15 protein-coding genes, 1 tRNA gene, 2 rRNA genes, 1 other RNA gene and 1 other annotated feature are annotated in these 16,579 nt (G+C 36.9%); of the genes, 16 read left to right on the top strand and 3 right to left on the bottom strand.

Going from position 1 to position 16,579, the window contains the following annotated elements; translation table 11 throughout:
- Positions 1–154 precede the first annotated feature (154 nt).
- From rrf to C7437_RS16395, 3 genes are all read left to right on the top strand, one after another.
- A 5S ribosomal RNA gene (gene rrf, locus C7437_RS16405) occupies positions 155–270 on the top strand.
- 988 nt (positions 271–1,258) lie between these two features.
- Entirely contained in the window at positions 1,259–2,725 is a 1,467-nt protein-coding gene (gene guaB, locus C7437_RS16400; protein ID WP_111441071.1) for an IMP dehydrogenase, read from the top strand.
- Positions 2,726–2,866: 141 nt separating this feature from the next.
- Positions 2,867–4,201: a serine hydrolase gene (locus C7437_RS16395; protein WP_111441070.1), complete on the top strand. Its 1,335-nt coding sequence runs from the start codon at positions 2,867–2,869 to the stop codon at positions 4,199–4,201.
- Positions 4,202–4,219: 18 nt separating this feature from the next.
- Here the strand turns inward: C7437_RS16395 and pdxR are convergent, their stop codons facing one another.
- Positions 4,220–5,641, bottom strand: a complete 1,422-nt coding sequence (gene pdxR, locus C7437_RS16390; protein WP_111441069.1) for a MocR-like pyridoxine biosynthesis transcription factor PdxR — start codon at positions 5,639–5,641, stop codon at positions 4,220–4,222.
- 104 nt (positions 5,642–5,745) lie between these two features.
- Here pdxR and pdxS point away from each other — a divergent pair, with 104 nt between their 5' ends.
- From pdxS to serS, 3 genes are all read left to right on the top strand, one after another.
- Positions 5,746–6,636: a pyridoxal 5'-phosphate synthase lyase subunit PdxS gene (gene pdxS, locus C7437_RS16385; RefSeq protein ID WP_111441068.1), complete on the top strand. Its 891-nt coding sequence runs from the start codon at positions 5,746–5,748 to the stop codon at positions 6,634–6,636.
- Between the two features lie 2 nt (positions 6,637–6,638).
- Positions 6,639–7,232 (top strand): pyridoxal 5'-phosphate synthase glutaminase subunit PdxT, encoded by a 594-nt coding sequence (pdxT, locus tag C7437_RS16380; protein WP_111441067.1) that lies wholly within the window; start codon positions 6,639–6,641, stop codon positions 7,230–7,232.
- A 23-nt stretch (positions 7,233–7,255) separates the two neighbouring features.
- Positions 7,256–7,474, top strand: a binding site (T-box leader).
- Between the two features lie 55 nt (positions 7,475–7,529).
- Positions 7,530–8,804, top strand: a complete 1,275-nt coding sequence (serS, locus tag C7437_RS16375; RefSeq protein ID WP_111441066.1) for a serine--tRNA ligase — start codon at positions 7,530–7,532, stop codon at positions 8,802–8,804.
- A 65-nt stretch (positions 8,805–8,869) separates the two neighbouring features.
- On the opposite strand, the gene tadA is transcribed toward serS, so the two are convergent.
- Complete coding sequence (gene tadA, locus C7437_RS16370; protein WP_111441065.1) at positions 8,870–9,343, bottom strand: tRNA adenosine(34) deaminase TadA; 474 nt, start codon at positions 9,341–9,343, stop codon at positions 8,870–8,872.
- Between the two features lie 77 nt (positions 9,344–9,420).
- On the opposite strand from tadA, the gene C7437_RS16365 reads away from it, so the two are divergent.
- The 3 genes from C7437_RS16365 (at position 9,421) to C7437_RS16355 (ending at position 11,968) form a co-directional block, all read left to right on the top strand.
- Positions 9,421–10,557 (top strand): glycosyl hydrolase family 18 protein, encoded by a 1,137-nt coding sequence (locus C7437_RS16365; protein WP_111441064.1) that lies wholly within the window; start codon positions 9,421–9,423, stop codon positions 10,555–10,557.
- Positions 10,558–10,664: 107 nt separating this feature from the next.
- On the top strand, positions 10,665–11,303 hold the full coding sequence (locus C7437_RS16360; protein ID WP_111441063.1) for a deoxynucleoside kinase: 639 nt from the start codon (positions 10,665–10,667) through the stop codon (positions 11,301–11,303).
- The gene (locus C7437_RS16355; RefSeq protein WP_111441062.1) at positions 11,300–11,968 is read left to right on the top strand and encodes a deoxynucleoside kinase; all 669 of its coding nucleotides are present in this window, start codon (positions 11,300–11,302) and stop codon (positions 11,966–11,968) included. Before C7437_RS16360 ends, C7437_RS16355 begins: the two co-directional genes overlap by 4 nt.
- A 379-nt stretch (positions 11,969–12,347) precedes the next feature.
- Here C7437_RS16355 and C7437_RS16350 read toward each other — a convergent pair.
- A tRNA-Ser gene (locus C7437_RS16350) sits at positions 12,348–12,440 on the bottom strand.
- 181 nt (positions 12,441–12,621) lie between these two features.
- Between C7437_RS16350 and ffs the strand changes: the two genes are divergently transcribed.
- From ffs to C7437_RS16315, 7 genes are all read left to right on the top strand, one after another.
- Positions 12,622–12,888, top strand: an RNA gene (ffs, locus tag C7437_RS16345) — signal recognition particle sRNA large type.
- A 105-nt stretch (positions 12,889–12,993) separates the two neighbouring features.
- Positions 12,994–14,742 carry a DNA polymerase III subunit gamma/tau gene (gene dnaX, locus C7437_RS16340; protein WP_111441061.1) on the top strand — a complete coding sequence of 583 codons (1,749 nt, stop codon included), beginning with the start codon at positions 12,994–12,996 and terminating at the stop codon, positions 14,740–14,742.
- A gap of 14 nt (positions 14,743–14,756) precedes the next feature.
- Positions 14,757–15,074, top strand: coding sequence for a YbaB/EbfC family nucleoid-associated protein (locus C7437_RS16335; RefSeq protein WP_111441060.1), 318 nt, complete (start codon positions 14,757–14,759; stop codon positions 15,072–15,074).
- Positions 15,075–15,089: 15 nt separating this feature from the next.
- Positions 15,090–15,686: a recombination mediator RecR gene (gene recR / locus C7437_RS16330; protein WP_111441059.1), complete on the top strand. Its 597-nt coding sequence runs from the start codon at positions 15,090–15,092 to the stop codon at positions 15,684–15,686.
- A 15-nt stretch (positions 15,687–15,701) separates the two neighbouring features.
- Positions 15,702–15,914, top strand: a complete 213-nt coding sequence (locus tag C7437_RS16325) for a YaaL family protein (RefSeq protein WP_111441058.1) — start codon at positions 15,702–15,704, stop codon at positions 15,912–15,914.
- Positions 15,915–15,978: 64 nt separating this feature from the next.
- Positions 15,979–16,236, top strand: a complete 258-nt coding sequence (locus C7437_RS16320; protein ID WP_111441057.1) for a pro-sigmaK processing inhibitor BofA family protein — start codon at positions 15,979–15,981, stop codon at positions 16,234–16,236.
- Positions 16,237–16,488: 252 nt separating this feature from the next.
- Positions 16,489–16,579: ribosomal RNA gene (locus C7437_RS16315) — 16S ribosomal RNA — on the top strand; the annotation flags it as partial.

The following is a 16,579-nucleotide window of genomic DNA, read 5'->3' as shown; positions in this document are numbered from 1 at the left end:
AAGCGTGGCGACACGTGCAGCTGACGAATACTAATCGATCGAGGACTTAACCAAATAATGAATACGTAAAATCAATGTCTTTTATCCAGTTTTGAGTGAACAAGCACTCTATATATGAGGGTTTCAATGCGCAGTGTATTGGAAGCCGAAGAAGTCTAGTGACGATGGCGAAGAGGCCACACCCGTTCCCATCCCGAACACGGAAGTTAAGCTCTTCAGCGCCGATGGTAGTTGGGGGTTTCCCCCTGTGAGAGTAGGACGTCGCTAGGCACTATAAAAAGGTTGTTACTGAGAAATCGGTAACAACCTTTTTTGTATAGAAAATAATATCATCTTACCGGGTGGAAATCAAAGTACTACTAATCGACTTCAAACGCAGTATGTATATAAGTTACTAGAAAAAATAAGACATTGTCTAGGAGTATCTCTACAAATTCAAAATGAAACTGCATCCTGTCCTTGTATCACACTTAGATGCCCCGTAGGCTTGTAGCTGACTCCTCGACGCGTCTATAGAACCCAACCAACTAATCAGATTGGCACCTATCATTTCTACACGTTTAATATTTTACTGTATTTTATTAATCACGATTTCTTAAATATGGAAAAATGACTATACGACTTATCCGAAAATAAGTGCCAAACGAGACATTTCTCCTATTTTTGCACTTACTTTAAAATATGTCGTATGTGAGTTTTGCGTATTTTTGATGTTGGTGAATATTTTTTTGGCAGGTTCGTTTGAGGGGCTGCTTACTTGTTTTAGCCATAAACTCTCAGAGCATTTGAGCCTAAAACAAGAAAGCATGGTTGGATTTTGTTTTGTATTCTGAGCGAACTGGAAACGTCCATGTGGAAAAAGAATTTCTTTAACGGTTTTCTTATTTTTAAAAAATAAAAGATAATATTAACTGCTTTTTTTATAAAAAGAATCAAAATTTACATATTAATAGTGTGTAAAATTGCAAAAATATAGCAAAGTGAGAAAAAATATTCTTCAAAATCTACACAATAGACTGTAAATATGACGGCATATACATAGACAGCACATATATAAAATCTACTTTTATAGAATATTAGCTAGCAAAAATAAAACGATAACTAACAATATAATCTCTATGAAATTGGAAGTAATAATTAGTAAACTTATTTAACCGAAAAATCCGAATAGTTGTATTATTATTAGTTTCTTGACACCTTGCGTGAGCGCTGATAACCTTGTAATAATATTTATTTATAGAAGGAGGAAATTAAAGTAATGTGGGAATCTAAATTTCAAAAAGAAGGTTTAACTTTCGATGATGTTTTACTAGTTCCAGCTCACTCAGAAGTATTACCAAAGGATATAGATCTTTCTGTACAGCTAACTTCAAAAATTAAATTAAATATTCCTGTTATCAGTGCTGGTATGGATACAGTTACAGAAGCGAAAATGGCTATTGCTATGGCTCGTCAAGGTGGTCTAGGAATCATTCACAAGAATATGTCTATAGTAGAACAGGCTGAGCTAGTTGAAACAGTTAAACGTTCTGAAAACGGTGTTATTACAGATCCATTCTTCTTAACTCCGACTCATCAAGTATATGATGCAGAGCATTTGATGGGGAAATATAGAATCTCAGGTGTTCCAATTGTAAATAATGAAGAAGAACAAAAATTAGTAGGTATTATTACTAACCGTGATTTACGTTTTATTCAAGATTACTCATTAACAATTGATGAAGTTATGACAAAAGAAAAATTAGTAACTGCAGCTGTTGGTACTACACTTGAAGATGCAGAGAAAATTTTACAACAATATAAAATAGAAAAATTACCAATCGTAGATGAAAATGGAATTCTCAAAGGTTTAATTACAATTAAAGATATTGAAAAGGTTATTGAATTTCCTAATGCTGCAAAAGACGATCATGGCCGCTTACTTGTTGGTGCTGCTATTGGTGTCACTAAAGATACAATGTTACGAGTAGAAAAGCTTGTAAATGCACATGTCGATGTTATTGTCATTGATACTGCACATGGACATTCTCAAGGTGTTCTTAATACTGTTAAGGAGATTCGAACAGCATTCCCTGATTTAGATATTATTGCAGGGAACGTTGCTACTGGTGAAGCAACTAGGGCTCTATTTGAAGCAGGTGCAGATGTAGTAAAAGTTGGTATTGGTCCTGGTTCTATTTGTACAACTCGTGTTGTAGCAGGAGTTGGAGTTCCACAGATTACAGCTATTTATGACTGTGCAACGGAAGCACGTAAAGTTGGTAAGACTGTAATTGCTGATGGAGGAATTAAGTACTCTGGAGACATTGTGAAGGCTCTAGCAGCAGGTGGACATGTAGTAATGTTAGGAAGTTTACTTGCAGGTACCACTGAAAGCCCAGGAGAAACTGAAATTTTCCAAGGTAGACAGTTTAAGGTATACCGTGGAATGGGTTCCATTTCAGCAATGGAACAGGGTTCAAAAGATCGTTATTTCCAAGAAGATGCAAAGAAATTAGTACCAGAAGGAATTGAAGGTCGTCTTCCATTCAAAGGTCCACTTTCTGAGACAATTCACCAATTATTAGGTGGCGTTCGTGCAGGGATGGGTTATTGTGGAACAGGAAGTTTACAAGATCTTCGTGAAAATTCACAGTTCATTCGAATGACGGGTGCGGGATTACGTGAAAGTCATCCACATGATGTGCAAATCACGAAAGAAGCTCCAAACTATTCAATTTCTTAATTTACTCATATAGTAGAAACTTTAGCACCCATTCGACGTCTTTATCTAGGTCGAATGGGTGCTTTTTTAATGTAATAGTCACCCAGGTGATAAAATATGTTAAAATAAGCATTGATTAAGACTAAAAATGGAGGTACGGTAGTGAAGAAAGTTAACATGACATCAATGATAAAATGGCTAGTACTTCCGATGTTCCTTGTTTCAGTTGTATTTACTATGCCAACTGCTACAAAAGCGGAGGAAAGTTTAAATTTAAATGTCGATGCTGCAATCTTGATAGATGCAGAGACAGGGAAAATTTTGTATGAACAAAATGCAGATAAAGCATTAGGTATTGCAAGTATGACTAAAATGTTGACGGAGTATTTGCTTTTTGAGGCGATTGAAGACGGCAAAATTACTTGGGATCAACAATACTCAGTAACTGATTATACATATAGAGTTTCTCAAAATCGTTTATTAAGTAATGTTCCACTTCGACAAGATGGCAGTTATTCGATTAAAGAACTTTATGAAGCAATGGCTATATATTCTGCAAATGCTGCAACTATTGGAATTGCAGAAACAATTGCTGGAACAGAAGAAAACTTTGTGAAACTAATGAACGAAAAAGCAGAAGAAATGGGTTTGAAGGATTATAAGATTGTCAATTCTACTGGTTTAAATAATGAAGATTTACTTGGGATGCATCCTGCTAGTACGGGTACCACTGATGAAAATGTTATGCCTGCTGAATCTGTGGCAACATTAGCATATTATTTAATGAAGGACTATCCAGAAGTATTAGATACAACAAAGATAGCTAAAAAAACTTTCCGTGAAGGAACAGATGATGCTATTGAAATGAGTAACTGGAATTGGATGTTACCAGGGTTAGTATATGAATACGCAGGCGTAGATGGATTAAAAACTGGTACGACGGATTTTGCGGGTCATTCTTTTACTGCAACAGCCGAAAAGAATGGGATGCGAGTAATTTCCGTTGTTATGAAAGCGGTAGATTCTAAGGGTGTCGGATCATATAAGGCTAGATTTGATGCAACACGAGCGCTATTAGACTATGGTTTTGCACAATTTACAAACGTAGAATTAGTACCAGCGGGATACACAATTCCTGAGAATGAAACCTTGACTGTTGAAAAAGGGAAAGAAGATACTGTAGCAATTGCAGTAAAAAATCCGGTTTCTATGATCATTAAATCGAGTGAAAAAAAATTGTACAAGCCTATATTCACCGCTGATAAGGAAACTTTAGAAGCAGAAGTGAAAAAAGGGACTGTAGTAGGTAAAATTCGTGTAGAGAAAACAGAAGGAACCGATTATGGATATGTTGTAGATCAAGCAGCAGAAGTAGATGTTGTGACAACAGAAGCGGTAGAACGTTCTAGTTGGTTTAGTTTAATGTTCCAAGCAATCGGCAATTTTTTCGGTAGTTTATGGGATAGTACAACTGATTTTATTGGAGGATTATTTTAGTAGCGAAAACACCGGGGCTCATATAGAGTCCGCGGTGTTTTTTGTTATATCCCAAGCATTTATGAGACTAGTGATGGCATCGTTTATGATTTCCACTTCGATTCCTCCAAATCCCAAAACAATTTTAGGATATGTAGCTATATCCAGTTCTCCTGTTACATATTCTTGAAGGCCATATACGCGGATGCCAGCCTGTTTTGCGAGCAGTACAAGCTCATCTTCTGATTTAGAGGTACTTATTGTTAATAAAAGATGCATGCCAGCTTGTTCACCTGATATCGTAACGATTGGCTCATACTCAGCTATCGTTTTCGTAATAATTTCAAGCTTTCTTTTATAAATTTTACGCATTTTATTTAAATGTTTAGCAAAGGAACCATCTTCCATAAACCTTGCCAGTAAATGCTGATCCATACGTGGAACAGTTGCTGCGTAATAGGAATACTTTTTTTTATATTGTGCAATTAGTGATTTAGGTAACACTGCATAAGCAATTCGTAGTGAAGGCATTAAAGATTTTGAAAAGGTACTTAAATAAATGACACGCTGATTTTGGTCAATTCCTTGTAAAGCAGGAATTGGTTTTCCAGTATATCTAAATTCACTATCGTAATCATCCTCAATAATATAGCGATTACTTTGTTGATACGCCCAATGTAACAGTTGATTTCTTCTAGTAGCTGAGAGAACAGCTCCTGTAGGGAACTGATGAGATGGCGTTACGTACATAACGGTTGCATTTGTTTGTTCCAGTTTTGAAACAATTACGCCATCTTCATCGATAGGGATAGGTACAGATTTTTGATCATCTTCTAATAAGTGATGGGTAAGTGGGTACCCAGGGTTTTCAATTCCATATATTGCATCTCTACCAAGTAAACGGATAACCAAGGGCATGATTTGCTCAGTTCCTGATCCTAAAATTATTTGTTCAGGAGTACATTTTACACCTCTAGATTGGTATAAATAAGAGGCGATTTGTTCCCTTAAAATATAATCTCCTTGCGGATGTCCAAGAAGGAGAAAGTCTTTGTTTCCTTCACTAATAACTTCTTTCGCATATTTTCTCCAAACTTTAAAAGGAAAAGATTCGGTATCAATTTTACCTGGCGAAAAATCAATTGAATAGGAATCTATTTCACTTTCTTCTTGAAGTACCAGTGGAGTTGGTTGTTCTATGAGAGCTAGTTCTTCTAAATTATGAACAAAGTAGCCTTTTCTTGGTTCGGAGGAAATGAATCCTTCTGCAACTAGCTGACTATATGCAAATTCAATCGTCGTTTGGCTAATTGCTAAATAATCTTCTAACTTTTTTTTGGAAGGAAGTTTCGATCCTTCTTCTATAGTTCCATTTATAATTGCATCTTTAATTCCCTTATAAAGTTGTTCGTATAGAGGGATTTTTGAGTCTTTATTCAGTTGAACCATGAGAAAGTCCATTTGCCTCCGCCTTTCTGACCACTTCATATTATTCTTTTCTGGCACTTTTCAAATGGTCATATTTTATTATACTAAATCTCATAACTATATGGGGGGAAATAATAATGACAAATAATCTTACAGGTACAGATCGAGTAAAACGAGGAATGGCTGAAATGCAAAAAGGTGGCGTTATTATGGACGTTATCAATGCAGAACAAGCACGTATCGCAGAAGCAGCTGGAGCAGTAGCGGTAATGGCTCTTGAACGTGTACCATCAGATATTCGAGCAGCTGGAGGAGTTGCACGCATGGCAGATCCACGCATCATGGAAGAAGTAATGGGAGCAGTAACTATTCCAGTAATGGCAAAAGCTCGTATTGGTCATATTACAGAGGCTAGAATTTTAGAAGCAATGGGTGTCGATTATATTGATGAATCAGAAGTTTTAACCCCTGCAGATGAAGAGTATCATTTACGTAAAAGTGAATTTACTATTCCATTCGTATGTGGATGTAAAGATTTAGGAGAAGCAGCTCGTCGTATTGGTGAAGGCGCTTCAATGCTTCGTACAAAAGGTGAACCAGGAACAGGGAATATCGTAGAAGCTGTTCGTCACTTACGTAAAGTAAATGCACAAGTTCGTAAAATCGTTCATATGAATGAAGATGAGCTAATGACAGAAGCAAAAAACTTAGGCGCACCTTACGATATTTTATTACAAATTAAATATAATGGTAAATTACCAGTTGTAAACTTCGCAGCAGGTGGAGTAGCAACCCCTGCTGACGCTGCACTTATGATGGAACTTGGAGCAGACGGTGTATTTGTAGGATCAGGTATCTTCAAATCAGAGAATCCAGAGAAATTTGCTCGTGCAATTGTACAAGCAACAACACATTTCCAAGATTATAAGTTACTTGTAGAAATTTCAAAAGACTTAGGAATTCCAATGAAGGGAATTGAAATTTCTCGTTTATCTGCAAGCGAACGTATGCAAGATAGAGGGTGGTAATAATGGTAAAGGTAGGAGTTCTTGCACTTCAAGGAGCGGTGATTGAACATATTCGGTCGATTGAAGCTAGTGGTGCAGAAAGTGTTGTTGTAAAGAGTGTAAATGATTTAGCAGAAGTAGATGGCTTAATCCTTCCAGGAGGAGAAAGTACTGCAATGCGAAAATTAATTGATCGCAACAGAATGCTTGCTCCCCTGCAAGCATTTGCAGCAGAAGGAAAGCCAATGTTTGGGACATGCGCAGGCTTAATCCTGCTTGCTAACAAGCTTGTCGCATATGATTCTGCACATATAGCCTCACTTGATGCAACTGTGGAGCGAAATTCTTTTGGTCGCCAAGTAGATAGCTTTGAAACAAAATTATCTATTAAAGGTGTAGCAGAAGATTTTCAAGCGGTGTTTATACGTGCACCTCATATTGTGGAAGTCGCAGCAGAAGTAGAAATACTTGCCTCGCATGAGGGACGAATTGTGATGGTTAGAGAAGATAATATTCTAGGATGTTCCTTCCATCCAGAACTAACAGATGATCATCGAATTACTAAATACTTTATCGGGATGGTTGAGGAATCACTTGCCAAACACAAAAACCTATAGTAAAGTATGTGTAAATTCATGATATAAAAACGATGATAGGAAGCAGTAGCGAGTATGTTTTTTCTAGAGAGTCAGCGGTTGGTGGAAGCTGATAAAAACACTTGTGAATCCGTCCTTAAGTTGCGCAACTGAAAGATTAGTAGGTTGCGGCCGGTTGAAAAGCCGTTATTGAACAAGTAAGTGGATTCTACATTTTGTGGAGTCAATCAGGGTGGCAACGCGGGTATGCTCTCGTCCCTTTTTAGGGATGAGGGCTTTTTTTGTCGTTTATACAAATTGTCTAAGGAGGAATAACAAATGTTAGATGTGAAATTTGTACGAGATAATTATGAAACTGTAAAAGCAAAACTTGCCAAGCGCGGGGAAAATATTTCTGAGTTCGATCAATTTGAACCATTAGATCAAAAACGTAGAGAGTTAATAGCTAAAACGGAATTGTTAAAAGCAGAGAGAAATGAGTTTTCTCAAAAGATTTCTGAAATGAAAAGAAATAAAGAAAATGCAGATGATATAATTACGCGTATGCGTACAGTCGGAGATGACATTAAAGCTTTAGACGACGAATTGCGTGATGTGGAAGAAAAGTTTGACTATATGATGATGCGTATTCCTAATATCCCACATGACAGTGTGCCAATCGGTGATTCTGAAGATGATAATGTGGAAATCCGTACATGGGGAGAAATTCCATCATTTGATTTTGAAACAAAAGCCCATTGGGACATTGCAACGGATTTAAAATTAGTTGATTTTGAACGTGCTGCAAAGGTTACAGGAAGTCGTTTTGCTTTTTACCGTGGATTGGGTGCACGATTAGAACGTGCATTATTAAACTTCATGATGGATTTACATTCTGAAGAGCATGGTTATGAAGAAATGCTGCCTCCATACTTAGTGAATCGTGCAAGTTTAACTGGAACAGGTCAGCTACCGAAATTTGAAGAAGATGCATTTTTAATAGGAGAAGAAGATTATTTCTTAATTCCAACGGCAGAAGTTCCAGTAACGAATTTCTATCGTGATGAGATTTTAGATGGAGCAGATCTTCCACAAGCATTCAATGCATACAGTGCTTCTTTCCGTTCTGAAGCTGGATCTGCAGGTCGTGATACACGAGGACTTATCCGTCAGCATCAGTTTAATAAAGTGGAACTAGTTCGTTTTGTAAAACCTGAAGACTCTTATGAACAGCTAGAACTTTTGACAGGTCATGCTGAAAAAATACTTCAACTTTTAGGTCTTCCATATCGTGTGCTTCATATGTGTACCGCTGATTTAGGATTCACTGCAACGAAGAAATATGATTTAGAAGTTTGGTTACCAAGTTATGGAGAGTATAAAGAAATTTCTTCTTGTAGTAATTTTGAGGATTTCCAAGCTCGTCGTGCAGGAATTCGTTTTAGAAGAGAAGTTGGTGGAAAACCTGAATATGTCCACACTATAAACGGAAGTGCTCTAGCGATTGGACGTACAGTTGCTGCTGTATTAGAAAATTATCAACAACCAGATGGTACAGTAGTAGTACCAGAAGTGCTAGTGCCATATATGGGTGGAAAAACAGTTATTAAGTAACAAAACAGTTCAGTCAATTTTTCTGAGTGCCGAAAATAATATGCTACTTTAAAGAACCGGAATCGCTATAATTGGCGTTTCTGGTTCTTTTTTTTTGCTCTTAAATCACGAAAAAATTCTGTGAGTAGATTACCACATTCTTCTGCTAATACGCCTTCCGTTACATCGCATTCATGATTAAATCGACTATCATTCAGTAAATGATATAAAGAATCGACACAACCTGCTTTCGCATCTCTCGCGCCATATACGACTCGCGGGATACGCGATTGTAAAATTGCTCCAGCACACATCGGACAAGGTTCTAATGTGACATAGAGTGTTGTTTCTTCTAATCGCCAGTTTTCAAGTTTATTACAGGCTTCTTGAATTGCGAGTAGTTCGGCATGTGTCGTTGCATTTTTAGTTGTTTCTCGTAAATTATAAGCACTCGCAATAACCTCATCTTTATATACAATGATTGCGCCAATTGGAACTTCTCCAATGGCAGCCGCTTTATTGGCTTCTTCTATTGCTAATTTCATGTAATACTCGTCCATTTATATTTCAACTCCCTTTGCATAGTGTAGCATGTTTTATTTGCTAAATGCATATCCTATGTGGAAGGAGTGAGCGATTGATTTATGTAGTGAAAATAGGGGATAGTTTATTTTCGATAGCGAAGCAATTTGGTACTAATACAGCAACTCTTGCTTCTATCAATGAATTACCAGATCCTGATGTATTAGTAGTTGGCCAAGCAATAGTATTACCATCTACGCCAAGTCCTGAAAGGCCAATAATCGAAACGAATTTATATGTAGAGTGGTATACAGATATACCATCTGAAAATGTCATAAATCAAGTTGAAAAAAATGCTGCACTTTTAACGTACATGATGCCTTTTGCTTATGAGGTGAAAAGAGATGGGTCGTTAACAACTATGAACTGGGGAAGTTTATCTGAAATCGCTAATACACACAATGTTGAAACCGTCATTGTACTAGCTAATATAGAAGATGGTGCGTTTAATGATACGCTAGCACATACTATATTTACAGACGCAGAGGTTAAACAAAAAGTATTTGAGCAAGCAGTAGCAGAAGCAGAGAAACGAGGTACTAAACATATTCATACTGATTTTGAATATATTCAAGCAGCAGATAGAGAAAACTATGTAAACTTTTTAAAGGAATTAAAAGCTTATGCAAAAGGATATACTATTTCGGCTAGTCTTGCTCCAAAAACAAGTGCTAGTCAAAGTGGTATATGGTATGCAGGACATGACTATAAAGCAATTGGAGAAGTAGTAGATTTTGTTGTAATTATGACGTATGACTGGGGTTATAGCGGTGGACCTCCAATGGCAATCTCGCCAATTGGACCAGTTAGGAAAGTACTAGAATATGCCATAACAGAAATTGATCCTAAAAAAATATTGATGGGACAAAATTTCTATGGATATGATTGGACTTTGCCGTTTGAACAAGGGAACCCATCTGCTAAAGCAGTAAGCCCACAGCAAGCAGTCAAATTAGCAATTGATCGAAATGCTGCTATTTTGTATGATACTATTGCGCAGGCTCCTTATTTTCGTTATTGGAGAGACGGAGTGGAACATGAAGTATGGTTTGAAGACGCACGGTCGATTGAAGCTAAATTTAACTTATTAAAGGAATTACAGTTGAGCGGAATATCTTATTGGCATAGTGGATTTGACTTCCCGCAAAATTGGTATTTACTAAACGAGATGTTCCGTGTGAAGAAGAAATAGAGCAAATGCACCTTTCTTATTCGAAAGGTGCATTTGCTCTATTTTTCAACTTCTTGCTATGATAAAATAGACGATACGTCTTGAATTAGTAGAGTGAGGGTAAAGCAATGTCCATTCCATTTATAACAGTAGAAGGTCCAATAGGGGTTGGGAAAACTTCCTTAGCCAAAGCAATTGCAGATAAGTATCAATTTCAATTATTAAAAGAGATTGTGGATGAAAATCCATTTTTAAATAAGTTTTATGATGATATCGCAGAGTGGAGTTTCCAAACAGAAATGTTTTTTCTCTGCAATCGATATAAACAATTAAGTGATATTGATAAAAAGTATTTATCGAAAAATACAGCAGTTACAGCAGATTATCATATTTTCAAAAATCTAATTTTCGCTAAACGTACACTAAGTGAAGTAGAATATGAAAAGTATGAAGCAATCTATCAAATTTTAACGAATGGTATGCCCGTTCCAAATATGGTAATTTTTTTAGATGCTAGTTTAGATGTACTCGTTGACCGTATTGATATACGGGGGCGAGATTTTGAGAAAAAGATAAGCTCAGACTATTTGGAGCAACTCTCATCTGATTATCGTCTGTTTATCGATGACTTTGAGAAGAGACATCCTGAAGTACCAGTACTTCGATTTAGTGGGGATGAAATAGACTTTGTAAAAAATAGCCAAGATTTACGAACAATACTAGAAAAAGTGGATGCAACATTGCATAGAAGGAGTTTTGAAGTATGAATTTAAGAGAGAAGTATGGCATTCCTCCTAATGCTGTTATTACAATTGCTGGAACAGTTGGTGTAGGGAAATCTACAATGACAAAAGCGCTTGCTGATGCACTTCGTTTTAAAACGTCTTTTGAAAATGTAGATACTAATCCATACTTAGATCGTTTTTATGAAAATTTTTCAAAATGGAGTTTTCATTTACAAATTTACTTTTTAGCAGAGCGTTTTAAAGAACAAAAAAGAATGTTTGAATATGGTGGAGGGTTTATTCAAGACCGTTCCATTTATGAAGATACAGGGATTTTTGCACAAATGCATAAAGAAAAAGGTACGATGGATCCCGTGGACCATGAAACATATACAAGTCTTTTTGAGGCAATGGTTATGACACCATATTTTCCACATCCAAATTTATTAATTTATTTAGAAGGATCTATGGATGATATCATTGACCGAATTCATGATAGAGGGCGTCCGATGGAACAACAAACGCCAATATCTTATTGGGAAGAAATGCATGGACGCTATGAACGTTGGATAGATTCTTTTAATGGGTGTCCAGTGCTTCGTTTGAATATTAATGATTATGATATCTTGAAGAACCCAGATGATGTGGAAGCGGTTCTTGAAAGAGTCGGTCATTTCATGGAACAAACTTCAAATTTACGTAGATGAAAGAACGCTCCTGCTAAATTGCAGGAGCGTTCTTTTATCAATATTTATGAAACTAAAAAATTCCTGTCTTGATCCACGCTGATTTTCGTTACGAGCGGACGCTTTCCGTGGGGCGTGCGGTGAGCCTCCTCGTCGCGAAAACCGCGCTCCTGTGGGGTCTCACCTGTCACGCTAATCCCACTGGAGTCGCCGCTCGTAACGAAAATCAGCAAAGTGAATATTGGAAACATAAGTTCAAATAGATATAGAAAACAAGACTAGACAAAAAAACAATAATACAACCGACTAAAATTCTTCACCAACGTCATTTGACAAAGAACATAAAAAAAGAAGGTAACTATAATAGTTACCTTCATAATATGTATGTTTTATTTGAAAATGGAGGAGGAAGAGGGATTCGAACCCCCGCGCGGTCTTACCCGCCTGTCGGTTTTCAAGACCGATCCCTTCAGCCGAACTTGGGTATTCCTCCGAAGTACAAGAACAAATTTATCATGATTAAAAAGCAAAGTCAACAGATTTCCTCGGTTTTTTTCAATAGGGAATATTAACATTTATATAAAGTGCTGATATGAAAGGGATGGTGATAGTAGAAAAACTTAATTACTCATATCCATTGATTTTTATCCAAAAAAAAAGTATACTTATTAATGCCGTGCTATGTGGGAAGGTAGCGGTGTCTTGTAACTCGCAATCCGCTCTAGCGAGACTGAACTCCTTCTCTGAGGTTGAATTCATGTAGGGTCTGGTATTTGCACGTGATGTTGACGTTTGGGTCTTGCGCAATGGGAACCCATGAACCATGTCAGGTCCGGAAGGAAGCAGCATTAAGTGGTGCTTCCTATGTGCCGCGAGGTAGCCTAAACTGAGTTAACGACAAAGGTGCCGCTTATGTGATTCAAGCGAAGGAAGGTGCACGGCATTAAATTAAAAATCTAAACTCATTTGTCTAATAGGCGAATGAGTTTTTCTTTTATGTTATAATAAAAGCATTGTAAAATATAAAAAGAAAAGGAGGGGATATGTTGTCGTACCAAGCTTTTTACCGGGTATATCGACCGCAATCATTTGCAGAAATGTCTGGCCAAACTCATATCAAGCAAACTCTTCAAAATGCCCTCCTTTATCATAAAACCACACATGCGTATTTATTTTCAGGTCCAAGGGGAACAGGGAAAACGAGTGCAGCGAAAATATTCGCGAAAGCGTTAAACTGCGAAAATGGCCCAACGAAAGAGCCTTGCAACACATGTGAAACATGTAAGAGTATTACAGAGGGTAGCAATACAGATGTGATTGAGTTTGATGCAGCTTCTAACTCTCGTGTAGAAGAAATGCGAGAAGTTATTGAGAAAGTTCGATTTGCACCATCAAATGCTCGTTACAAAGTGTATATTATCGATGAAGTGCATATGCTTTCTACAAGTGCTTTTAATGCTTTACTAAAAACATTAGAAGAACCACCTGCCCATGTTGTATTTATCTTAGCAACAACGGAGCCACATAAAATACCTCTAACGATTATATCCAGGTGCCAACGATTTGATTTTAAACGAATCACTTCAGCAGATATCGTATTAAGAATGAAGGATATTTTAACAGATGCAGGAATTGAATACGATGAAGATGTATTGAAAGTTATTGCTCAGACCGCAGCAGGTGGTATGCGAGACGCTTTAAGTATGTTGGATCAAGTAGTGTCATTTAGTGGAGAGAAAATGACAATTGAAGATGCTCTTCTTGTGACAGGTTCAATTGGTCAAGATGTATTCTTCCAATTAGCAGAAGCTTTAATCGAGAAAGATGTAGCAAAGGCACTTTCTTCTGTGGAGCAGCTTGTAGAGGATGGGAAAGATCCTGTTCGTTTAACGGAGGATTTCATCACCTTCTACCGCGACTTACTTATCTTACTCGTAGCTCCAAATCAAACAGAGCTATTAGAGATTGCAACAGGCGATGATGCTTTTCGTGAGCTTGCTTCTAAGTTTCCGATAGATACATTATATAAAAGTATTTCTATATTAACGAATACTCAACAAGAAATGCGTTTTTCTAATCATGCGAAGGTATATTTAGAGACAGCTATAATCCGATTAGCGCAAGTACCAAGAGAAGCGACAGCAACTAGTGAAAGTAACTCAGAACTAGAAAACAAAGTAAGAGCACTTGAAAGCCAGTTACAGCAGTTGCAGCAACAGATAAGTCAAGGGATTCTTCCTACAGGAAATAGCACGATGCAAGAACAACCGAAAAAACAAAGAACAAGATCTCAAAGTGGTGTGAAAGTATCAAGTGGTAGAATACACGAAATACTAAAAACGGCGACAAAGACGGATATTCAAGCGATTAAATCCGAATGGTCGAATATTTTACAGCAACTTCAAAAATCACATGCTGCACTTTTAAATGATGCAGAGCCAGTTGCAGCATCATCGAGTGCATTTGTGTTAAAATTCAAATATGATATCCATTGTCAAATGGCTATGGAGAACAAAACATTTTCTTCCTCTTTTCCGCAACTGATTGCTAGCTTAATTGGAACAATGTATGAAGTAGTGTATGTACCAGAAGAGAATTGGTTAAAGATTAGAGAAGAATTTATTCAACAAAATGGTTTGAAGCAAGGAAGCTCGAATGATTCAGCAGAAAATTCTTCTCAACCTAGTGAAGCAATGGAATTACTACAAGGTGTGGAAGAAATTTCTGAAGATCCATTGGTTGTAGAGGCAGAAAAGTTATTTGGTAAAGAGTTTGTAGAAGTACATGACGACTAAGGAGGAAAATTATTATGCGTGGAATGGGAAATATGCAAGGTATGATGAAACAAATGCAAAAGATGCAAAAGCAAATGGCGGAAGCTCAAGAAGAGTTAGCTACACAACGTTTTGAAGCGGTAGCTGGCGGTGGAATGGTGAAAGTAGTTGTTTCTGGACAAAAAGAAGTATTAGAAGTGGAATTAGATCCATCTGTTGTAGATCCAGAAGATGTAGAAATGCTTCAAGACTTAATTGTAATCGCAACAAACGAAGCTATTAAAAAAGCAGAAGATACTGCTAACTCCACGATGGGTCAATTCACGAAAGGGTTGAACCTCCCTGGCATGTAATAGGAGGAAAGAATTATGCACTATCCTGAACCAATATCGAAGTTAATAGAAAGTTTTATGAAATTGCCAGGGATCGGGCCGAAAACCGCGGCTCGTCTGGCATTTTTTGTATTGAAAATGAATGAAGACACAGTACTAAATTTTGCGAAAGCTTTAATAGATGCAAAAAGAAACTTGAGCTATTGCTCTGTTTGTGGACACATAACAGATATCGATCCATGTCATATTTGTCAAGACAAGCAACGAGATTTATCGATGATTTGTGTAGTACAAGATACAAAAGATGTAATCGCAATGGAAAAAATGAGAGATTATAATGGACTTTATCATGTACTTCACGGAGCAATTTCACCAATGGATGGCATCGGTCCGGAAGACATTAATGTACCTACTTTATTGAAAAGATTACAAGATACACGAGTGGAAGAACTAATACTTGCAACAAACCCTACAATAGAAGGAGAAGCTACAGCCATGTATATTTCTCGCTTAGTAAAGCCTTCCGGTATCATGACGACAAGAATAGCTCATGGCCTACCTGTTGGTGGAGATTTGGAATATGCAGATGAAGTAACTTTATCTAAAGCATTAGAAGGCCGCCGAGAGCTATAAAAGGGATGGTGCAAGATGTTTTTTCAAAAGGATAAATTAAAAAAAGAATATGATCAACAGGTTATAGCTTTAATTAAAGCAACCAAACAAGATTGGCAACAAGCTCAATTAATAGAAGACTATTTAAATGACTATGATTTAGAAGCTGTTGCCAAAAGGAAAATTGCTGAAAGTATTCATTTCTATCTATATAAAGAAGCAAGGGTTAGGAATGTCAAACTAAAGTGAGTATGAGAGCAGCATTAACTTCATATAGTAATAGATAGTTATTTTATGAAGGAGAGATGTATTCATGAAGTTAGTTATCATTGTATGTTCGTTAGTGCTTCTAATACTTTTAATCGCTAAAAAACCCTTATCAAAGGTTTTTGAAGGTTTATCATTCTTTCTGTTTCGTGTTGGGTTTTCGTTCTTTCTGTTATTCGGAGTACATTTGTTGTTAGGTTTTTTTGGGTTCTTTGTACCAATTAATTTGTTTACAGGTACTGTTGTAGCAGCATTAGGAGTGCCTGGGGTAGCGTCGGTATTAGTCATTTCTATATTGGTATAAAAAAACTTTTGGAAATGTGTTGACTTATTAAAGCCAAGAGAGTAATATTGTATAAGTCGCCAAGAGATAAAGAAAAACGGCTGACAAAATGAACATTGAAAACTGAACATGCAAAACGTTAAGAAATACAGCTTATTGACTAACTTCGGTTAGCTCGATAGCAAAACATTTTTGACATCATTTAATGATGATGCCAGCAAAACAAAATGAGCTTTTAAACTAGTTCTAATTTGTTGAGTTTTATACTCAACTATTATGGAGAGTTTGATCCTGGCTCAGGACGAACGCTGGCGGCATGCCTAATACATGCAAGTCGAGCGAATGATGAAGAAGCTTGCTTCTT

It is taken from the genome of Psychrobacillus insolitus (assembly GCF_003254155.1).
Lineage (GTDB): Bacteria > Bacillota > Bacilli > Bacillales_A > Planococcaceae > Psychrobacillus > Psychrobacillus insolitus.
The sequence above is the reverse complement of the archived record's forward strand: the minus strand, read 5'-3'. Positions and strand labels throughout refer to the sequence as shown.